This is a genomic window from Streptomyces sp. NPDC057697, assembly GCF_042799335.1.
Classification (GTDB): Bacteria; Actinomycetota; Actinomycetes; order Streptomycetales; family Streptomycetaceae; genus Streptomyces.
The window spans coordinates 51,036-70,216 of sequence record NZ_JBHVJA010000018.1; the positions used below are offsets into that span (position 1 = coordinate 51,036).

15 protein-coding genes are annotated in these 19,181 nt (G+C 73.0%); 9 read left to right on the forward strand and 6 right to left on the reverse strand.

Translation table 11 applies throughout. From position 1 onward, the window contains the following. Nucleotides 1-27 precede the first annotated feature (27 nt). The 9 genes from ACFVFH_RS32610 (at nt 28) to ilvC (ending at nt 10,515) form a co-directional block, all read left to right on the forward strand. Nucleotides 28-945 (forward strand): kinase, encoded by a 918-nt coding sequence (locus tag ACFVFH_RS32610; RefSeq protein ID WP_383775542.1) that lies wholly within the window; start codon nt 28-30, stop codon nt 943-945. A gap of 1 nt (nt 946) precedes the next feature. Continuing rightward, entirely contained in the window at nt 947-1,996 is a 1,050-nt protein-coding gene (locus tag ACFVFH_RS32615; protein ID WP_383775545.1) for a PLP-dependent cysteine synthase family protein, read from the forward strand. Beyond that, nucleotides 1,993-3,258: an ATP-grasp domain-containing protein gene (locus ACFVFH_RS32620; RefSeq protein WP_383775548.1), complete on the forward strand. Its 1,266-nt coding sequence runs from the start codon at nt 1,993-1,995 to the stop codon at nt 3,256-3,258. Before ACFVFH_RS32615 ends, ACFVFH_RS32620 begins: the two co-directional genes overlap by 4 nt. Then, nucleotides 3,255-4,733 carry an argininosuccinate lyase gene (argH, locus tag ACFVFH_RS32625; RefSeq protein WP_383775551.1) on the forward strand — a complete coding sequence of 493 codons (1,479 nt, stop codon included), beginning with the start codon at nt 3,255-3,257 and terminating at the stop codon, nt 4,731-4,733. The genes ACFVFH_RS32620 and argH overlap by 4 nt, the downstream gene beginning before the upstream one ends. After that, complete coding sequence (locus tag ACFVFH_RS32630; RefSeq protein ID WP_383775554.1) at nt 4,718-6,010, forward strand: MFS transporter; 1,293 nt, start codon at nt 4,718-4,720, stop codon at nt 6,008-6,010. Before argH ends, ACFVFH_RS32630 begins: the two co-directional genes overlap by 16 nt. 43 nt (nt 6,011-6,053) lie before the next feature. Then, nucleotides 6,054-6,830 carry a 4'-phosphopantetheinyl transferase family protein gene (locus ACFVFH_RS32635; protein ID WP_383775557.1) on the forward strand — a complete coding sequence of 259 codons (777 nt, stop codon included), beginning with the start codon at nt 6,054-6,056 and terminating at the stop codon, nt 6,828-6,830. Between the two features lie 127 nt (nt 6,831-6,957). Next, complete coding sequence (locus tag ACFVFH_RS32640) at nt 6,958-8,865, forward strand: acetolactate synthase large subunit (RefSeq protein ID WP_383775560.1); 1,908 nt, start codon at nt 6,958-6,960, stop codon at nt 8,863-8,865. 14 nt (nt 8,866-8,879) lie between these two features. After that, entirely contained in the window at nt 8,880-9,452 is a 573-nt protein-coding gene (gene ilvN, locus ACFVFH_RS32645) for an acetolactate synthase small subunit (RefSeq protein WP_383775563.1), read from the forward strand. Nucleotides 9,453-9,510: 58 nt separating this feature from the next. Next, the gene (ilvC, locus tag ACFVFH_RS32650) at nt 9,511-10,515 is read left to right on the forward strand and encodes a ketol-acid reductoisomerase (protein ID WP_383775566.1); all 1,005 of its coding nucleotides are present in this window, start codon (nt 9,511-9,513) and stop codon (nt 10,513-10,515) included. A gap of 67 nt (nt 10,516-10,582) precedes the next feature. Here the strand turns inward: ilvC and ACFVFH_RS32655 are convergent, their stop codons facing one another. From ACFVFH_RS32655 to ACFVFH_RS32680, 6 genes are all read right to left on the reverse strand, one after another. Next, nucleotides 10,583-13,957, reverse strand: coding sequence for a pyruvate carboxylase (locus ACFVFH_RS32655; protein WP_383775569.1), 3,375 nt, complete (start codon nt 13,955-13,957; stop codon nt 10,583-10,585). A gap of 240 nt (nt 13,958-14,197) precedes the next feature. Beyond that, nucleotides 14,198-14,986 carry an SDR family oxidoreductase gene (locus ACFVFH_RS32660; protein WP_383775572.1) on the reverse strand — a complete coding sequence of 263 codons (789 nt, stop codon included), beginning with the start codon at nt 14,984-14,986 and terminating at the stop codon, nt 14,198-14,200. A 49-nt stretch (nt 14,987-15,035) separates the two neighbouring features. Continuing rightward, on the reverse strand, nt 15,036-16,109 hold the full coding sequence (locus ACFVFH_RS32665) for an acyl-CoA dehydrogenase family protein (RefSeq protein ID WP_383775575.1): 1,074 nt from the start codon (nt 16,107-16,109) through the stop codon (nt 15,036-15,038). Between the two features lie 24 nt (nt 16,110-16,133). Beyond that, complete coding sequence (locus ACFVFH_RS32670) at nt 16,134-17,120, reverse strand: acyl-CoA dehydrogenase family protein (RefSeq protein ID WP_383775578.1); 987 nt, start codon at nt 17,118-17,120, stop codon at nt 16,134-16,136. Further along, nucleotides 17,120-18,295, reverse strand: a complete 1,176-nt coding sequence (locus tag ACFVFH_RS32675) for an acyl-CoA dehydrogenase family protein (RefSeq protein WP_383775581.1) — start codon at nt 18,293-18,295, stop codon at nt 17,120-17,122. The genes ACFVFH_RS32670 and ACFVFH_RS32675 overlap by 1 nt, the downstream gene beginning before the upstream one ends. After that, nucleotides 18,295-19,143: an enoyl-CoA hydratase gene (locus ACFVFH_RS32680; protein WP_383775584.1), complete on the reverse strand. Its 849-nt coding sequence runs from the start codon at nt 19,141-19,143 to the stop codon at nt 18,295-18,297. The genes ACFVFH_RS32675 and ACFVFH_RS32680 overlap by 1 nt, the downstream gene beginning before the upstream one ends. Nucleotides 19,144-19,181: the final 38 nt, after the last annotated feature.

Genomic DNA, 19,181 nt, shown 5'->3' on the forward strand with positions numbered 1-19,181 from the left:
GGCTCCCGGCAACAGAAAGTCAAGGAAATGGTTGATCATTCCGGCTGGCGTGTCGGGGTAGCTTCAGCCCCCGTCCACCACGGCGAGATCCTGCAAGGCGTGTTCCCCGGTGACGGCGGGCTCACCCGAGGTCTCGTCACTCTTCCCTGCACCATTCACGCGACCCGTGCGACGTTCATCCCCGCCCCCGGTGCCGAGGTCACCGTCACGCCGGACTGGAAGGGCAAGGCGCGGCGCGCGGCCGAACTCGCGGTCCGCGCCGTGACGCCGCCGGGCGCCGAGCCGGCCGGCGGCCATCTCGACCTCACCGGCGACGTCCCGCTCTGCCGGGGTTTCGGCTCGTCCACCAGCGATGTGCTCGCGGCCATCTGGGCGGTGAAGGACGCGTTCGTCAGCCCGCTGCCGCCGCAGGAGGTCGCCCGGATCGCGGTGCGTGCGGAGACCGCGTCCGACTCCCTGATGTTCGAGGAGTCGACCGTCCTCTTCGCCCAGCGCGAGGGCACCGTGATCGAGGACTTCGGCTACCGGATGCCCGCCCTGCGGGTGCTCGGCTTCGGCTCACGGCCCGAGGGCGGCGGGCGGGGCGTGGACACCCTGGCCCTCTCACCGGCCCGCTACGGGCAGGACGACATCGACCTCTTCACCCGGCTCCAGGCGATGCTGCGGGAGGCCATCCAGATGAAGGACGTGGCCCTGCTGGGCTCGGTGGCCACGGCCAGTACGGAGATCAACCAGCGGCATCTGCCGATCCCGGACCTCGACCGCATCCGTGACATCGCACGGACCGCCGGAGCCGTCGGCGTACAGGCGGCGCACAGCGGGGACATCGCCGGACTTCTCTTCGACCGGGACGACCCCGAGGTCGAGGCGCGGACCGACCTGGCACAGGACCTCCTGCAAGAGCTCGGAATTCACGAGCAGTGGAACTACACAACGGGTGACTGACATGACGACGACGACTCTGCCCAAGGCTCACTCCTCGGTCGTGGAGGCCACGGAGCTGCCACGCATCATCAAGGTGACCGACAACCTCTACGCCGCGGCCTTCAGCCTGATGAAGCTGCTGCCCGCCCGCTACATACTCGACCGGGCCGAGGCGGCCGGCCTGATCTCCCCGGGCACCCGGATCATCGAGACCTCCTCGGGCACCTTCGCCCTGGGCCTGGCCATGGTCTGCCGCCTGCGCGGCTACCCGCTGACCATCGTCGGCGACTCCGCGATCGACCGGGACCTGCGCACCCGGCTCGAAATGCTCGGCACGACGGTGGAGATCGTCGAGCACACCGGCCAGGCCGGCGGCATCCAGGGCGCCCGGCTCGCCCGCGTCGCCGAGCTGCGCCGCCGGGACCCGGACGCCTTCGTCCCCGGCCAGTACGACAACCCCGACAACCCGGGCGCCTACGGCACCGTCGCCGACCTGATCGGCAGCACCGTGGGCGCCGTGGACTGCCTGGTCGGACCGGTGGGCTCGGGCGGCTCCACCGGCGGCCTCGCCACCGCGCTGCGGCAGACCGGCACGGCACTCCACCTGGTCGGCGTGGACACCCAGGGCAGCATCATCTTCGGCAGCCCCGACGGACCGCGCATGCTGCGCGGGCTCGGCAGCAGCATCCACCCGGGCAACGTCAAGCACGCGGCGTACGACGAGGTCCACTGGGTGACGGCCCCCGAGGCCTTCCACGCGACCCACCAGCTCTACCGCGAACACGGCCTGTTCATGGGCCCGACCAGCGGCGCGTCCTTCCAGGTGGCGTCGTGGTGGGCGGAACAGAACCCGGACAGCACCGTCGTGATGGTCCTCCCCGACGAGGGCTACCGCTACCAGTCCACGGTCTACAACGACAGCTGGCTCGACGAGCAGGGGATCGTCCCCGCCCCCGCCGTCGACGGCCCGGTCACCGTCGAGCACCCGCTGGACGCCACCGCCGTCTGGTCGAGGCTGCTGTGGGCCCGCCGCGGCTTCGACGACGTCGTGCTGCCGGTGGTCGGGTCATGAGCGAGGGCCTGCTGCTCCTGGTGGAGAGCAACACCACCGGCACGGGACGGCTGTTCGCCCGGCGCGCCGCCGAGCTGGGCGTGGTGCCCGTACTGCTGTGCGCGGACCCGGACCGCTACCCGTACGCCGCCGAGGACGGGCTGCGGACGGTCGTCGTGGACACCTCCGACGAGGCCGCGCTGTGGGCGGCCGTCCGCACCCTGGAGAGCGGCACCACCATCGCCGGCGTCCTCACCAGCTCCGAGTACTACGTGCCGGCCACCGCCGCGCTCGCCTACCGGCTCGGGCTCCCCGGCCCCTCGGCCGAGGCCGTGCGGGCCTGCCGCGACAAGGCCGAGCAGCGCCGGGTGCTCACCGGCGCGGGCGTCGGCTCACCGGAGTTCGCCGTGGTCTCGGAGACCGCCGACGCGCTCGCCGCGGCCCGCTCCATCGGACTGCCCGTCGTGGTCAAACCGGTACAGGGATCGGGAAGCCTGGGCGTACGCCTCTGCGCGGACCTCGACGAGGTCGCCGAACACGCCGGGACGCTGCTGGCGGCCACCGTCAACGAACGCGGCATCGCCGCACCGGGCCGGATCCTGGTCGAGGAGTACCTGACGGGGCCGGAGTTCTCCGTCGAGGTGTTCGGCACCGACGCCGTCGTCACCGTCGCCAAGCACGTCGGCGCGCTGCCCTCCTTCGTCGAGATCGGTCACGACGTGCCCGCCGCACTGCCCGGCGAACAGGAGATCGCGCTGCGCGAGACCGCGGTCAGCGCCGTACGGGCGCTCGGCCTCGGCTGGGGAGCCGCCCATGTCGAACTGCGCCTCACCGGACCCCGGACCGCCGAGGTCATCGAGGTCAACCCCCGGCTGGCCGGCGGCATGATCCCCGAACTCGTCCGCAGGGCCTGCGGGATCGACCTGGTGCGCGCCCAGGTGCTGGCCGCCCTCGGCAGCGCTCCCGAGCTGGAGCGCTCCGGATACGCCCGCGCCTCGATCAGATTCCTCACCGCCGCACAGGACGGCATCCTCGCCCGGTCCGCCGCCCTCACGGAGGCCGTGGCCCGCGCCCGTACCGTCCCGGGCACCGTCGAGGCCGTGCTCTACCGCGCCCCGGGCGAACCCGTCGGCCCCGCCGAGGACTTCCGGGGACGCGTCGGCCACGCCATCGCCGTCGCCGACCGCTCGGTCCGGGCGGCCGAGGCCGCCGACCGGGCCGTGGCCCTGCTCGGCGGGGCCGTGACCTACGCCCACCTGCACACAGAGGAGGCATTCGCATGACCGCGGCGACAGCGCGGGGCGTCGACACCGGCCGGCTCAAGGCCGCGCTCGACGCCGAGGCGCACCGCATCGTCTACGACCAGTACCTGCCGGACACCGCGGACGGACTCGGCGAGGAACTGCGCTGCATCAGCGAGGTCGACCGGGCCCACCTGATCATGCTCACCGAGCGCGGCATCGTGGACGCGGACCGGGCCGCGGCCCTGCTGCGCACCATCGAGGAGCTGCGCGGGCAGGACTTCGCACCGGTCCGGGCCACCCCGATGCCGCGCGGCGTCTACCTGGCGTACGAGGGACACCTCATCGACCGGCTGGGCGACGAGACCGGCGGCATCCTGCACACCGGCCGCTCCCGCAACGACCTCAACGCCACCACCACCCGGCTCAAGACCCGCGGCCCCTACCGCGCCCTGCTCGACGCGGTCGACCGGCTGGCGGGGGTGCTCCTGGCGAAGGCCGAGGAGTACCGCGACGTGATCATGCCCGCCTACACCCACGGCCAGCCGGCCGTACCGATCAGCTACGGCCACTACCTCGCCGGAGTCGCCGCGGCGGTGCTGCGCGCGTACGAGTCGCTGCTCGACGCCGGACGCCAGCTCGACGTCAACCCGCTGGGCGCCGGCGCGATCGGCGGGACCTCCGTCCCCATCGATCCCCGGCGCACCGCCGAACTGCTCGGCTTCAGCTCCGCCACGCCCAACTCGGTCGACGCGGTGGCCTCCCGGGACTTCGTGCTCGACCTGCTCTCCGCCTCCGCCGTCCTCGGCGTCGCGCTCGCCCGCGCGGGACGCGACCTGAGCACCTGGACCTCCGAGGAGTTCGGGCTGCTGCGGGTCGGCGACACCCTCGTCGGCTCCAGCTCGATGATGCCGCAGAAGCGCAACCCCTTCCTGCTCGAACACATCCAGGGCAGGTCCACCGCGAGTCTCGGCGCCTTCGTCGGCGCGGCGTCCGCGATGACCACCGGCGGCTACACCAACGCCATCGCGGTCGGCACCGAGTCCGTACGGCACCTCTGGCCCGGACTGAGCAGCACCACCGACGCGGTGACGCTGCTGAGCCTGGTGGTGGCGGGCACGGAACCGGAGCGGGAACGCATGACGGCCCGTGCCGAGGACGGCTTCACCGCGGCCACCTACCTCGCGGAGCGGCTCGTCCTGGACGGGACACCGTTCCGGGCCGCCCACCACCAGGTCGGCGCGACCGTGCTCGACGCCCTGGAATCCGGCCGCTCGCTGGTGGACGCGGCCCGGTTCGCCGCCGTCGACGACGGCGCGCTGGCCCCCGACCGGGTGGCCGCGGCATGCGCCCACGGCGGCGGGCCCGGTTCCACGGCCGACGGAATCCGCGCCCTGGAGGCCCGACGGGACGCCCTCCTGGCCGAGTCGACCGCGCGGCGCACCCGCTGGTCCGACGGAGCCGCACTGCTGACCCAGGCCGTGACCGGGGCGGTGACGACATGTCGGCACGCCTGACCGAACGCCCTCCCCGCGAGGCGGACGAGCCGCCGCCGCGCCGCGGACTGCTCGGCCACCACGACTTCCGGCTGCTGTGGCTCGGCGAGACGACCAACCGCGTCGGCATCAACATCACCGGGGTCGCCATGCCCCTGGTCGCCGTGGTGACGCTCGACGCGAGCACCTTCTGGGTGAGCGTGCTGGCCGCCGCCCCCTGGCTGCCCTGGCTGCTCATCGGCCTGCCCGCCGGTGCCTGGGTGGACCGGATGCGGCGCCGGCCGATCATGCTGATCTGCAACCTGGTCCCGCTGGTGCTCCTGGCCAGCGTCCCGGTGGCCGGCTGGCTCGGTGTGCTGACGATGACCCAACTGCTGGTCGTGGCACTGATCAACGGATTCGCCGCGGTCTTCTTCGGGATCTCGTACAAGGTCTACCTGCCCTCCATCGTCGAGTCGGAGGACCTCCAGGAGGCCAACGCCAAGCTCCAGGGCAGCGAATCGGTGGCCCAGGTCGCGGGCCTCGGCGGCGGCGGCCTGCTCGCCCAGGCGTTCGGCGCCGCCTCCGGACTCCTCGTCAACTCGGCGACCTTCCTCGTCTCCGCGCTCTGCCTGCTCGGCATCCGGCGCACCGAACCGCACCCGGAGAAACCCGCGGAACAGCGGGCCCTGCGACAGGACATCAAGGAAGGCGTGCGCTACACCTTCAGGGACCCGTACCTGCGCGTCCTCACCCTCTACGGCACCGCCACCAACCTGCTGCTGACGGCCGAGGCGGCGATCCTGCCGGTCTTCATCATCCGTGAGCTCCGGGTACCCGAAGGCGCCACCGGCTGGCTGCTCGCCTCCAGCAGCATCGGCGGGATCCTCGGGGCCACCACCGCGAAACGCCTGATCGCCCGGTTCGGCTCGGCCCGCGGACTGCTGGTCGCCACAATCGCCAGCGCACCGTTCGCCCTGCTCATCCCGATGACCGGGACGGACTGGACGCTGTCCGCCCTGGTGGCCGGCAGCGCGGTCCTCTCGCTCGGTGTGGTGCTCGCCAATGTGATCCAGGGGGCCTTCCGCCAGCGCTACTGTCCGCCCCAGCTGCTCGGCCGCGTCTCGGCCAGCGTCTCGGTCGCGAACTTCGGCGCCATCCCCTTCGGTTCCCTGCTCGGCGGGATCCTCGGGACCGCCCTCGGCCTGCGGCCCACCCTGTGGCTGCTGACCGCGGGACTCGCCCTGACCCCGCTGCTCCTGCTGATCGGGCCGCTGCGCCGAAGGCGCGACCTGCCGGTCGCTCCGGTGACGCCGTGAGACCCGACTCGCCTGTCACTCTCGTACGAACAGGAGAGACCCCGTGGAACAAACCCTGCCGTGGGTCGTCCGTGAGCTGCCACCCCCTGGCTCACTCGATCTCTGGCTCCTGCGGGTCTCGGATGTCCCCACCGGCATCCTGGACGAACAGGTACTCGACGCGACCGAGCGTCAGCGTGCCGCCACCCTCATGCACGCCGCCGACCGGACCCGGTTCACGGCCGCGCATGTCGCCCTTCGCCGGCTGCTGGGCTCGTATCTGAGCCTGCGCCCCGAAGAGGTCCACTTCGGCCGGGACACCTGTCCCTGCTGCGGCGGACCGCACGGACGGCCCACCGTGCTCGACGCCGACGAGCGGCTGTTCTTCTCGCTGTCCCACCGGGGCGACCTCGCCGTCGTCGGAACCGCGGCGGCCCCCATCGGGGTCGATGTGGAACTGGTGCCGGACGAGGACGGCACCGCCGACCTCGCCGCGATGCTGCACGTGGACGAGCAGGCCGAGCTGGCGGCGCTGAGCCCGCCGGCCCGGCCCCGGGCCCTGGCCCGGCTGTGGACCCGCAAGGAGGCCTACCTCAAGGGCCTCGGCACGGGGCTCGGCCGCGACCCCGCCCTCGACTACGTCGGCTCGGGCGGCCCCCGGGGCCCGTACCCGCCGTCCGGCTGGACCCTGCTCGACGTCCCGGTGGACCGCGGCTACGCGGCGGCGGTCGCGGTCCGCGGCGAACTCACCGCGGACGGCCTCCTGGTCAGGAAGCTCGCCGGACTCGACGTCGTACGGCACACCTGCGACGCCCTGCAGACGGCAAGAACCCCGCCCTGACCGCCACCGAAGTCCGCCGGGTGCACCGACGCGGTGACCACCCGGCGGCGGGCACGCTCCACCCGGCCGCCCCCACCGGTCACCGATACGTCCCCGCCCACACCCCTACGGACTTTTGGAACTGACGATGTCAAACGCTGTGAAGCAGGCCCCCGCGGCCCTCCTCCCGCAAGCGCGGCCCCGTACCGCCGGGCAGCAGCCGGACTCCGGCGCCGAGCCCGTGACGGGCGCCCAGTCCCTCGTCCGCTCGCTGGAGGAGGCCGGCGCGGACACCGTGTTCGGCATCCCCGGCGGCTGCATCCTCCCGGCGTACGACCCGTTGATGGACTCGGAGCGGGTCCGTCATGTGCTGGTCCGCCACGAACAGGGCGCCGGACACGCGGCCACCGGCTACGCCCAGGCGACCGGCAGGGTCGGGGTGTGCATGGCGACCTCGGGGCCGGGCGCCACCAATCTGGTGACCCCGATCGCGGACGCGTACATGGACTCCGTGCCGCTGGTCGCCATCACCGGCCAGGTCCCCTCCACGGCGATCGGCACCGACGCCTTCCAGGAGGCCGACATCGCCGGCATCACCATGCCGATCACCAAGCACAACTTCCTCGTCACGAACGCCGACGACATCCCGCGCACCGTCGCCGAGGCCTTCCACATCGCCTCGACCGGCCGCCCGGGACCGGTCCTCATCGACATCTCCAAGGACGCCCTGCAAGCGGCCACCACCTTCCGCTGGCCGACCACGACGGACCTGCCCGGCTACCGCCCGGTCACCAAGCCGCACGCCAAGCAGATCCGCGAGGCCGCCCGACTCCTCGGCGCCTCGCGCCGCCCGGTCCTCTACGTCGGCGGCGGAGTGCTCAAGGCACGGGCCACGGACGAACTGCGCACCCTGGCCGAACTCACCGGGGCGCCCGTGGTCACCACCCTGATGGCCCTGGGAGCCTTCCCCGGCAGCCACCCCCAGCACGTGGGCATGCCCGGCATGCACGGGGACGTCGCGGCGGTCGCCGCACTCCAGAAGTCCGACCTGATCGTCGCCCTCGGGGCCCGGTTCGACGACCGGGTGACCGGCAAGCTGGACGGCTTCGCCCCGCACGCCAAGGTCGTCCACGCCGACATCGACCCGGCGGAGATCTCCAAGAACCGCTACGCCGACGTACCCATCGTCGGCGACGCCCGGGAGGTCCTGGTCGCGCTGGCCGCCGCCGTGGGCGCCGAACGGGAGGACGGCACGCCCGGCGAGGCCGCCCGGACGGGCTATCCGGCCTGGTGGCGGGAGCTGAACCAGTGGCGCACCACCTACCGGCGCGGCTACGAACTCCCCGCCGACCCGGGGCTGCTCTCCCCGCAGCAGGTCATCGAACGGATCGGCCGGCTGGCACCGGAGGGAACGCTGTTCGCCTCCGGGGTGGGCCAGCACCAGATGTGGGCGGCCCAGTTCCTGCCGCACGAGGAGCCGGGCACCTGGTTCAACTCGGGCGGCGCCGGGACGATGGGATACGCGGTGCCGGCCGCGATGGGCGCCAAGGCGGGCCGCCCCGAACGCACGGTCTGGGCGATCGACGGCGACGGCTGCTTCCAGATGACCAACCAGGAGCTCACCACCTGCGCGCTCAACAACATCCCGATCAAGGTCGCGATCATCAACAACGGCGCGCTCGGGATGGTCCGCCAGTGGCAGAACCTCTTCTACGGGGCGCGGTTCTCCAACACGGTGCTCCACGACGGCGCCACCAACGCCACCACCGGCTCGACCCGCGGAGTGGGCTCCGACACCAACCGCGGCACCCGGGTACCCGACTTCGTCCAGCTCTCCGAGGCGATGGGCTGTGTGGGCCTGCGCTGCGAGAACCCCGACGAGCTGGACGCGATCATCGACAAGGCCAACGCGATCAACGACCGCCCCGTCGTGGTGGACTTCATCGTCCACGAGGACGCGATGGTGTGGCCGATGGTCCCGGCCGGAACCTCCAACGACGACATCATGGCCGCACGCGACGTACGCCCCGACTTCGGCGACTCCGCGGACGACTGAGAGGACCCTCTGACATGTCCCAGCACACGCTCTCCGTCCTGGTCGAGGACACGCCCGGCATCCTCGCCCGTGTCGCCGCCCTGTTCTCGCGCCGCGGCTTCAACATCGACTCGCTCGCGGTCGGCACCACCGAACACCCCGAGCTGTCCCGCATCACCATCGTCGTCAGGGTCGACCACGAACTGGCCCTGGAGCAGGTGACCAAACAGCTCAACAAGCTGGTCAACGTCCTCAAGATCGTCGAGCTGGAGGCGGAATCCGCCGTCCAGCGCGAACTGGTCCTGGTGAAGGTGAGCGCCGGTAACGGCACCCGGGCCCAGATCGTCCAGATCGCCGAGCTGTTCCGGGCGAGAACCGTCGACGTCTCGCCCGACGCCGTCACCCTCGAAGCCACCGGCTCCGGCGACAAGCTCGACGCGATGCTCCGGATGCTCGCGGGCTTCGGCATCAAGGAGCTCGTCCAGTCCGGCGCGATCGCGATCGGGCGCGGCTCCCGGGCCCTGGCCGACCGCTCCGCGCGCGAGGCCCGCCCGATCCGTCTCACCCCGACCACCGCCCCGGCGACCGCCGAGGCACAGAGCGCCTGAGGCGCGCGCCGAACCTCCCGTCCACACCCTCACGTTCCAGGAATCAAGGAGAACCATCATGCCCGCCGAGCTGTTCTACGACGACGATGCCGACCTGTCCATCATCCAGGGCCGCAAGGTCGCGGTCATCGGCTACGGCAGCCAGGGCCACGCCCACGCGCTGTCGCTGCGAGACTCGGGTGTCGACGTCCGGGTCGGTCTGCACGAGGGCTCCAAGTCCAAGGCCAGGGCCGAGGAACAGGGCCTGCGCGTGGTGACCCCGCCCGAGGCCGCCGCCGAGGCCGACGTCATCATGATCCTCGTCCCGGACCCGATCCAGGCCCAGGTCTACGAGGAGTCCATCAAGGACAACCTCAAGGACGGCGACGCGCTGTTCTTCGGACACGGCCTGAACATCCGCTTCGACTTCATCAAGCCGCCGGCCGACGTCGACGTCTGCATGGTCGCCCCCAAGGGCCCGGGTCACCTGGTGCGCCGTCAGTACGAGGAGGGCCGCGGCGTCCCGTGCATCGTGGCGGTCGAGCAGGACGCCTCGGGCAACGGCCTGGCGCTCGCCCTGTCGTACGCCAAGGGCATCGGCGGCACCCGCGCCGGAGTCATCAGGACGACCTTCACGGAGGAGACCGAGACGGATCTCTTCGGCGAGCAGGCCGTTCTCTGCGGCGGCACCGCCGCACTGGTCAAGGCCGGTTTCGAGACCCTGACCGAGGCCGGCTACCAGCCGGAGATCGCCTACTTCGAGTGCCTGCACGAGCTCAAGCTCATCGTGGACCTGATGTACGAGGGCGGCCTGGAGAAGATGCGCTGGTCCATCTCGGAGACCGCCGAGTGGGGCGACTACGTCACCGGCCCGCGCATCATCACCGACGCCACCAAGGCCGAGATGAAGAAGGTCCTCGCCGAGATCCAGGACGGCACCTTCGCCAAGAACTGGATGGCCGAGTACCACAACGGCCTGCCCAAGTACAACGAGTACAAGAAGGCCGACGGCGACCACCTCCTGGAGACCACCGGCCGCGAGCTGCGCAAGCTCATGAGCTGGGTCGACGACGACGAGGCGTAACAGCGGAACGGGCCGTCGGACGTCCGGCCCCCGGTGCGCGAAGGCGCCCGAGGGGGCCGGACCCGGCTCAGCCGATCTCGATGAGCAGGTCCCCCGCCTCGACCTGCTGGACGCCGCCGATCGCGAGGCGCCGCACGACCCCGGTGGCCTGGGCGGTGATCGACGCCTCCATCTTCATCGCCTCGATGGTGGCCACGGTCTGACCGGCCGACACCGACGCGCCCTGGGCGACCTGGAGGGTGACGACCCCGGCGAACGGTGCCGCGACATGGCCCTCGTTGCCCCGGTCGGCCTTCTCGGCCGCCTTGACCTCGGTGGCGACGGACCTGTCCCGCACCGACACCGGACGCAACTGCCCGTTGAGGGTGGTCAGTACGCTGCGGAACCCGCGCTCGTCCGGTTCGGAGACGGCCTCCAGCTCGATCAGCAGGGTGACGCCGGGTTCGAGCGTGACCGTGTGCTCGGTCTCCGGCTCCAGCCCGTACAGGAAGTCCTGGGTCGGCAGCACGGAGGTGTCGCCGTACGCCGCGCGGTGGGCCTCGAACTCCTTGGCCGGGCCCGGGAAGAGCAACCGGTTCAGCGTCGGGCGCGGCGAGGACTTCAGGCCCTCGCGGTCCTCGTCCGACAGCTCCGGAGTCCCCGCCCCCGCCGGGCGGCCCCGGAGCGCACGGGTGCGGAACGGCTCGGGCCAGCCGCCCGGCGGGTCGCCCAGCTCACCGCGGAGGAAGCCGATCACGGAGTCCGGTACGTCGAACTTCCCGGGGTCGGCCTCGAAGTCCGCGGCCCCGACCCCCGCGCCCACCAGATGCAGCGCCAGATCGCCCACCACCTTCGACGACGGCGTCACCTTCACCAGCCGCCCGAGCATCCGGTCGGCCGCCGCGTAGCAGTCCTCGATGAGTTCGAAGCGGTCGCCCAGGCCCAGCGCGATGGCCTGCTGACGCAGATTGGACAGCTGCCCGCCGGGGATCTCGTGGTGGTAGATCCGGCCGGTCGGCGAGGCGAGCCCGGACTCGAAGGGGGCGTAGACCTTGCGGGCCGCCTCCCAGTAGGGCTCCAGATCACCGACCGCCTGGAGGGACAGGCCCGTCGCGCGTGCGGTGTGGTCGGTGGCGGCCACCAGCGCCGACAGCGGGGGCTGGCTGGTGGTGCCGGCCATGGAGGCGACCGCGGCGTCGACGGCGTCCACCCCCGCGTCGATCGCGGCGAGCAGCGTGCCGAGCTGGCCGCCCGCCGTGTCGTGGGTGTGCAGATGGACCGGCAGGTCGAACCGCTCGCGCAGCGCGGTGACGAGCGTGCGGGCGGCGGGCGGGCGCAGCAGTCCCGCCATGTCCTTGATGGCGAGCACATGGGCGCCCGCCGCCACGATCTCCTCGGCCAGCCGCAGGTAGTAGTCCAGTGTGTACAGGGTCTCGCCGGGGTCGGAGAGGTCCGCGGTGTAGCAGAGCGCCACCTCGGCGACGGCGGTGCCGGTGGCCCGCACGGCATCGATCGCCGGGCGCATCCGGGACACGTCGTTGAGGGCGTCGAAGATCCGGAAGATGTCCATCCCGGCGTGCGCCGCCTCGGCGACGAACGCGTCGGTGACCTCGGTGGGGTAGGGCGTGTAGCCGACCGTGTTGCGGCCGCGCAGCAGCATCTGGGTGCAGATGTTGGGCACCGCCTCCCGGATCCTCACCAGCCGCTCCCACGGGTCCTCGGCGAGGAAGCGCAGCGCCACGTCGTAGGTGGCGCCTCCCCAGCATTCGAGACTCAGCAGCTCCGGCGTGGTCCGGGCGACGTACGGTGCGACGGTCAGCAGGTCACGGGTGCGCACCCGGGTGGCCAGCAGCGACTGATGGGCGTCGCGGAACGTGGTGTCGGTGACGGCGACGGCCGACCGGGCGCGCAGTTCGGCGGCGAAGCCCTCCGGACCCAGGGCCGCGAGGCGCTGGCGTGAACCGGCCGGTGGCGTGCCGGGCGGCAGGGCGGGCAGCTTGTCCGCCGGGTCGATGACGGCGGGGCGTGGGCCGTAGGGCCGGTTGACCGTGGTCTCGGCGAGGTAGCCGAGCATCCGGCTGCCCCGGTCGGCCGACGGGCGGGCGTGGATCAGCTCCGGGTGCGCGTCGATGAAACTCGTCGTGACGTGCCCCGCCCGGAAGTCGGGCTGGTCCAGCACGGCCCCCAGGAAGGGCAGATTGGTCGCGACGCCCCGGATCCGGAACTCGGCGATGGCCCGGCGCGCCCGGCGGGCCGCGTTGGCGAAGTCGTGCCCGTGACAGGTGAGCTTCACCAGCATCGAGTCGAAGTGGGCGGACACCTCGGCGCCGGTGTGGACCGTGCCGCCGTCCAGCCGGACGCCGGGCCCGCCGGGGGAGCGGTAGGCGGAGATGGTCCCGGTGTCCGGCCGGAATCCGTTGGCCGGGTCCTCCGTGGTGATGCGGCACTGCATCGCGGTGCCGTTGAGGGTGATGTCGTCCTGGGTGAGGTGGAGTTCGGGCAGGGTCATGCCCGCGGCGATGCGCATCTGGGCGATCACCAGATCGCGTCCGGTGACCTGTTCGGTCACGGTGTGCTCGACCTGGATGCGCGGGTTCATCTCGATGAAGACGTGGTTGCCGCGCCCGTCGACGAGGAACTCGACCGTGCCCGCGTTCACATAGCCGATGTGGCGGGCGAAGGCGACGGCGTCGGCACAGATCCGGTCGCGCAGGGCCGGATCGAGGTGCGGGGCCGGCGCGATCTCCACGACCTTCTGGTGGCGGCGCTGCAACGAGCAGTCCCGCTCGTACAGATGCACCACGTTGCCCTCGGCGTCGGCGAGGATCTGCACCTCGATGTGGCGCGGGTCGATCACGGCCTGTTCCAGGAAGACCGTCGCGTCGCCGAACGCGGACCGGGCCTCGCGCATCGCCGCGTCGATGGCCTCGCGCAGCTCGCCCGCCTCGGCGACCCGGCGCATGCCGCGCCCCCCGCCGCCCGCGACGGCCTTGACGAAGACCGGGAAACCGATGTCCGCCGAGGCCGCCACCAGCGCGTCCACGTCCTCCGAGGGGGCGGAGGACTTCAGCACCGGTACGCCGGCCTCCCGGGCGGCCGCGACCGCCCGGGACTTGTTCCCGGTCAGGTTCAGCACCGGAGCCGGAGGTCCGATGAACGTGATGCCGGCCGCGGCGCACGCGGCGGCGAGGTCCGGGTTCTCCGACAGGAAGCCGTAGCCGGGGTAGACCGCGTCGGCGCCCGCCTTCCGGGCGGCCCCGATGATCTCGTCCACCGAGAGGTAGGCGCGCACGGGGTGTCCGGGCTCCCCGATCCGGTAGGCCTCGTCGGCCTTCGCCCGGTGGAGGGAGTTGCGGTCCTCGTGCGGGAACACGGCGACCGTGGAGACTCCGAGCTCGAACGCCGCGCGAAACGCGCGGATCGCGATCTCCCCACGGTTGGCGACCAGTACCTTGTCGAACATCAGACTCCCCAGTCGTGTCACGAGCGCGTGGCGTCAGGACGGGCGATGTCGCACGGATACGCCGGTCGGCGTCCCGTGGTCACACGGTGTCGGCGAAGCGCTCCGCGTCCTGTCGGGCGCGAAGCGTTCGACACCGTACCGGAGACCCCGGGCCTTTCGTCCGGATCGGGCCGGGCTCGCGTGCCCCGGCGCCGTGCCCCGCGCGCGGCCGGAGGCGGCCGGGACCGGGGCGCCCCGCCGTCATTCCGCCGGGCTCGCCGCCCTCGCGGCGAGGTAGCGGGCGGGGAACTCGCCGCCGCCGTGCACCGCCAGATCCGCCCCGTTGACATAGCCGGACCGCTCGCTCGCGAGGAAGAGGCAGGCACGGGCGACGTCCTCGGGCACGGCCATCCGGCGCATCGGGATCACGCCTGCCACCGACCGCCCGCCGTCCGCCCCGTAGACCGCCGCCGCGCCCGGTGTGCGGATCAGCCCGGTGGTGATGTGGTTGACGCGGACCGCGGGCGCCCACTCCAGGGCCAGCGCCCTGGTGAGGGCCAGCAGCCCGGCCTTGGCGGCGGTGTAGGCGGCGGTGCCGGGCTGCGGCTGGTGCGCGGAGACACTGCCGATGTTGACGACCGCGCCACCGCCCTCCTGCTCCCGCATGACCCGGTGGGCCGCCTGCGCCACGTAGAACGGCGCGAGCAGATTGAGCGCGACGACCCTCTCCACGAAGCGCGGCGAGACGGTGGCGGCGTCCGCGTCCGGTGAACCGCCCGCGTTGTTGACCAGGACGTCGAGCCGGCCGAATCGTTCCACCGCGGTGGTCACCAGCGCGGCGGCCGCCGCCGGATCGCGTACGTCGGCCGGTACGAAGACGGCCTCCCGGCCCCCGGCGGACGGCGGGGCGTCCGGGGTGGTGCGGCCGCAGACCACCACCTCGGCCCCGGCACCGAGGAACGCCCCGGCGATGGCGGCCCCGATGCCCTTGGTGCCGCCGGTGACGATCACCACGCGACCCGTGAAGTCCGACGGGCTGTCGATGTGCATGGTCTGGGGCCTCTCCGTCTGCCGGCCGGGCCGCGCTCGGGCCCGGGAGTCACCGTGTGGTCAGCCCGAGCCCGGCGGCGAGCCGTGCCCGGTGGTGCGCGGGCGCCCCGAAGAGTTCGCCCGCCCCGTGCGCCCGCTTGAAGTAGCGGTGCGCGTCGTGCTCCCAGGTGATGCCGATCCCGCCGTGCAGCTGGATCATCTCGCCGGCCACCGCCGAGAAGGCCTCGGAGCAGACGGACTTGGCGACGGCGGCGGCCCGCGGCAGCGCGCCCGGGTCCTCGTCGGCGGCGAACGCGGCCCCGAGCGCCGCCGAACGCGCCGACTCCACCAGGACGTAGGCGTCCGCCAGCCGGTGCTTGACGGCCTGGAACGAGCCGATGGGCCGGCCGAACTGGACCCGGTCCCGGGTGTACGCGACGGTGAGCTCCAGGGCGCGTCCGGCCGCACCCACCTGTTCCGCGGCGAGCGCCGTGCACGCCAGGTCCCGTACATGGGCCAGGCACCGCCCGCCGTCGCCGTCCGGCCCCAGCAGCCGCCCCTCGGCGGCGTCCAGCACCCAGCGGGCCAGGCCCCGGGTGGAGTCCATGGTCACGACGGGGTCCCGGCGCACCCCGGCGGCGTCCGGCGCCACCTCGAAGAGCGACACCCCGGCGGCCGTGCGGGCGGCGACGAGCAGCACATCGGCCCCGGGCCAGTCCAGTACGTGGTCCTTGGTCCCGGTGAGCAGCCAGCGGCCGTCCGGCTGCGCGGCCGCCCGCGCGCGGACCGCCTCCGGGTCCCAGGAGCCCCGCTCGGCCCAGGCCAGCGCGCCCACCGAGGTCCCCCCGGCGAGCCCCGGCAGCAGCCGCCCGCACGCCTCCTGGTCGCCGGAGGCCAGCAGCGCCCCCACCGCGAGCACCGCCGAGCCCAGACACGGCAGCGGGCTCAGCTCCCGGCCCAGCTCCTCCATCAGCACATGGACGTCCCGGGCGCCGCCGCCCATCCCGCCGTACGCCTCGGGCACGCTCAGCGCGGCGGCACCGACCTGCTCGGTCAACGGGGCCCAGCCCGCATCCCCCTGATGCTTCGTCAGCAGCGATCGTACGATCGACCGCAGCTCGTCCTGCTCCTCGGTCAGCCTCACCCGGCCGCTCCCTTCGCCGTGCGGTCAGACGGCCAGGACCCGGGCCCGGCACGCGGACGGGGTGCCCCACGCGTCGCGCAGCGGCCGCGCCTTGCGGATCCACAGCGACAGGTCGAGTTCATCGGTGTAGCCCACGGCCCCGTGCAGCTGGAGGGCCGTGCGCGCCGCCCCGTAGGCGGCCTCGCCCGCCGTGACCTTGGCCGCGGCGATCGCCCGCCCCGCGCCGTCGTCGCCCGTGGCGAGTGCCAGCGCGGCGCCGTGGACCAGCGGCTCGGCGAACTCCAGGGCCAGCAGGGTGTCCGCCAGCCGGTGCTTGACGGCCTGGAAGGAGCCGATCGCCACTTCGAACTGGGTGCGCCGCGTGACATGGGCGACGGTACGGGCCAGCAGGGTGCGGCCCACCCCCAGCGCCTGCGCCGCGGTGGCGAGCGCGGCCACATCGGCGGCGTACCCGGCGGCGGCGGCCACCGGCCCGCCCCGGGCGAGGACCGTGCCGGCCGTGGGCCGCGACAGCCGCCGCGCGGGGTCGGCCGAGGGCTGTACCGGGCCGGGGCCGGTGGAGACGCTCAGGATGTCGCCGTCCACCACGAACACCGTGTCGGCCGCGTCGCCGTCCAGGGCGTACGGTCCGACGGCGGTGAGGCAGAGCGAGACGACGGACTTGCCCGAGGCGATGCCGGGCAGCCGTTCGGCGGCGATGCGGTCGTCGCCGAGCCGGTCCAGCAGGGCGGCCGCGGCCACCGTCTCGACCAGCGGCCCGGGAACGGCGTGCCGCCCCAGGACCTCGAAGGCGATGGCCAGTTCGAGGGGCAGCGGTCCGAATCCGTCGTGCTCCCGCGGCACCGCGAGCGCGAACACCCCGGCCTCGGCCAGCCGGGTCGTCAGGGCGCGCCCCGGACCGTGCTCGCCCGCGGCCCAGGACCGGATCACGGCGGGGGTGCCGCAGGAGGTGAGCAGGGCATCGAGGGAGCGGGCGAACTCCCGCTGCTCGGCGTCGGGGAAGAAGCGCATCACCGGCGTCCCTTCGGCAGGCCGAGCAGCCGCTCGGCGACGATGTCGCGCTGGATCTCGTTGGTGCCCGCGTACACCGGCCCCGCCAGGGCGAAGGTGTAGCCCTCGGCCCAGCCGCCGCCGGCGGGCGCCTCGTCCGCGTGGTCGGCGAGTTCGCCGTACGGGCCGAGCAGGTCGAGCGCCGTTTCCTGGAGGGCGATGTCCAGCTCCGACCAGTAGAGCTTGTTGAGGGAGGAGGCGGCGCCGGCGGGTCCGCCCTCGCCGTGCAGGATGCGGGAGGCCCCCGCGTAGGAGAACAGCCGGTAGGCGCGGGCCCCGATCACCGCGTCGGCGACCCGGTCGCGCAGCGCCGTGTCCGCAGGGTCCCCGTGCGCGCGCCACAGGGCGGTCAGCCGGTCGGCGGCGGCCGTGAACCGGCCGGGGCTGCGCAGGGTGAGTCCGCGTTCGTTGCCCGCGGTGCTCATCGCGACCCGCCAGCCCTGTCCGGGCTCACCGATGACGTCCTCGTCCGGGACGAACACCCCGTCCAGGAAGATCTCGGCGAAGGCGGGCTTTCCGTCGAGCCGTCCGATGGGCCGCACCGTGACCCCCTCGGCGTCCAGCGGGAACATCAGATACGTCAGCCCCCGGTGCGGCCGGTCCGCCTCCGGATCGCTGCGGAACAGGCCGAAGGCCCGGTCGGCGAAGGCGGCCCGTGACGACCAGGTCTTCTGCCCGCCGAGCAGCCAGCCGCCCTCGGTCCGCACGGCCGTCGACCTCAGCGAGGCCAGGTCCGAACCGGCCTCCGGCTCCGACCAGGCCTGCGCCCAGATCACCTCGCCGCGTGCCATCGCGGGCAGGATCCGGGCCCGCTGCCCGGCGGTGCCGTGCTCGAAGAGGGTGGGGGCCAGCAGATTGATCCCGTTCTGGCTGACCCGGCCGGGGGCCCCGGCGGCGTAGTACTCCTCCTCGAAGAGCAGCCAGCGCAGCAGGGAACCGCCGCGCCCGCCGAACTCCTCGGGCCAGGAGACCACCGACCAGCGGTCCGCGGCCAGGGTGGCCTCCCATTCGCGGTGGGCGGCGAAGCCCGCGGCGGTCTCCAGGGAGGGCAGGGGAGCGGCCGGGACGTGGGCGGCCAGCCAGTGGCGCGCCTCGGTGCGGAACGCCTCGTCGGCCGCGTCGAGATCGAGGTCCATCAGGAACCCGCCTTCTTCATCGCCCCGATGTCCATGCCGCCGAGCGGGTCGGCGGCGGTCTCGGCGTTGTGGGCGTGCGCCAGGTGGTGCAGGCCGAACACCGAGTCCAGGCCGCTGTGCAGCCCCTGGAGGTCCTCGGCCTGGTTGACGGCGCGCTTGGTCAGGGCGAGGCCCAGCCGGGGCATTTCGGCGATCCGCAGCGCCAACTCGGCGGTCCGCTCGGCCAGTTCCTCCCGGGGAACGACCCGGTTGACCATGCCGACCTCGTAGGCGCGCCGGGCGCTCATCCGGTCGCCGGTGTAGAGGAACTCCTTGGCGATCCGGGGCGGCATCACCCAGGGGTGCGCGAAGTACTCGACGCCGGGGATGCCCATGCGGACCACCGGATCGGCGAAGAACGCGTCCTCGCTCGCCACGATCAGGTCGCAGATCCAGGCGAGCATCAGCCCGCCGGCCACACACGCGCCCTGCACGGAGGCGATCACCGGCTTCGGCAGCTCCCGCCATCTGCGGCACATCCCCAGATACACCTCGGACTCGCGGGCGAAGCGGCTCTCCCCGCCCTCCTTGTCCGAGTGGTCCCACCACAGCCCCGCCCGGCGCTCGAACGGCAGATGGGCGTCCCGCTCCGGGGTGCCGATGTCATGGCCGGCGGAGAAGTGCCTGCCCGCCCCGGCCAGGACGACGGTCTTCACCTCGTCGTCCTCGGCCGCGCGGTAGAACGCCCGGTCCAGTGCGTAGGTCATCGCGGAGTTCTGCGCGTTGCGGTAGTCGGGCCGGTTCATGGTCACCGTGGCGACCGGGCCCTGCTTCTCGTAGCGCACCGGTCCGTCGTGGGCAGCGGGCATCGGCCACTCCTTCCCTAACAAGTGTTTGGTAGATTAAC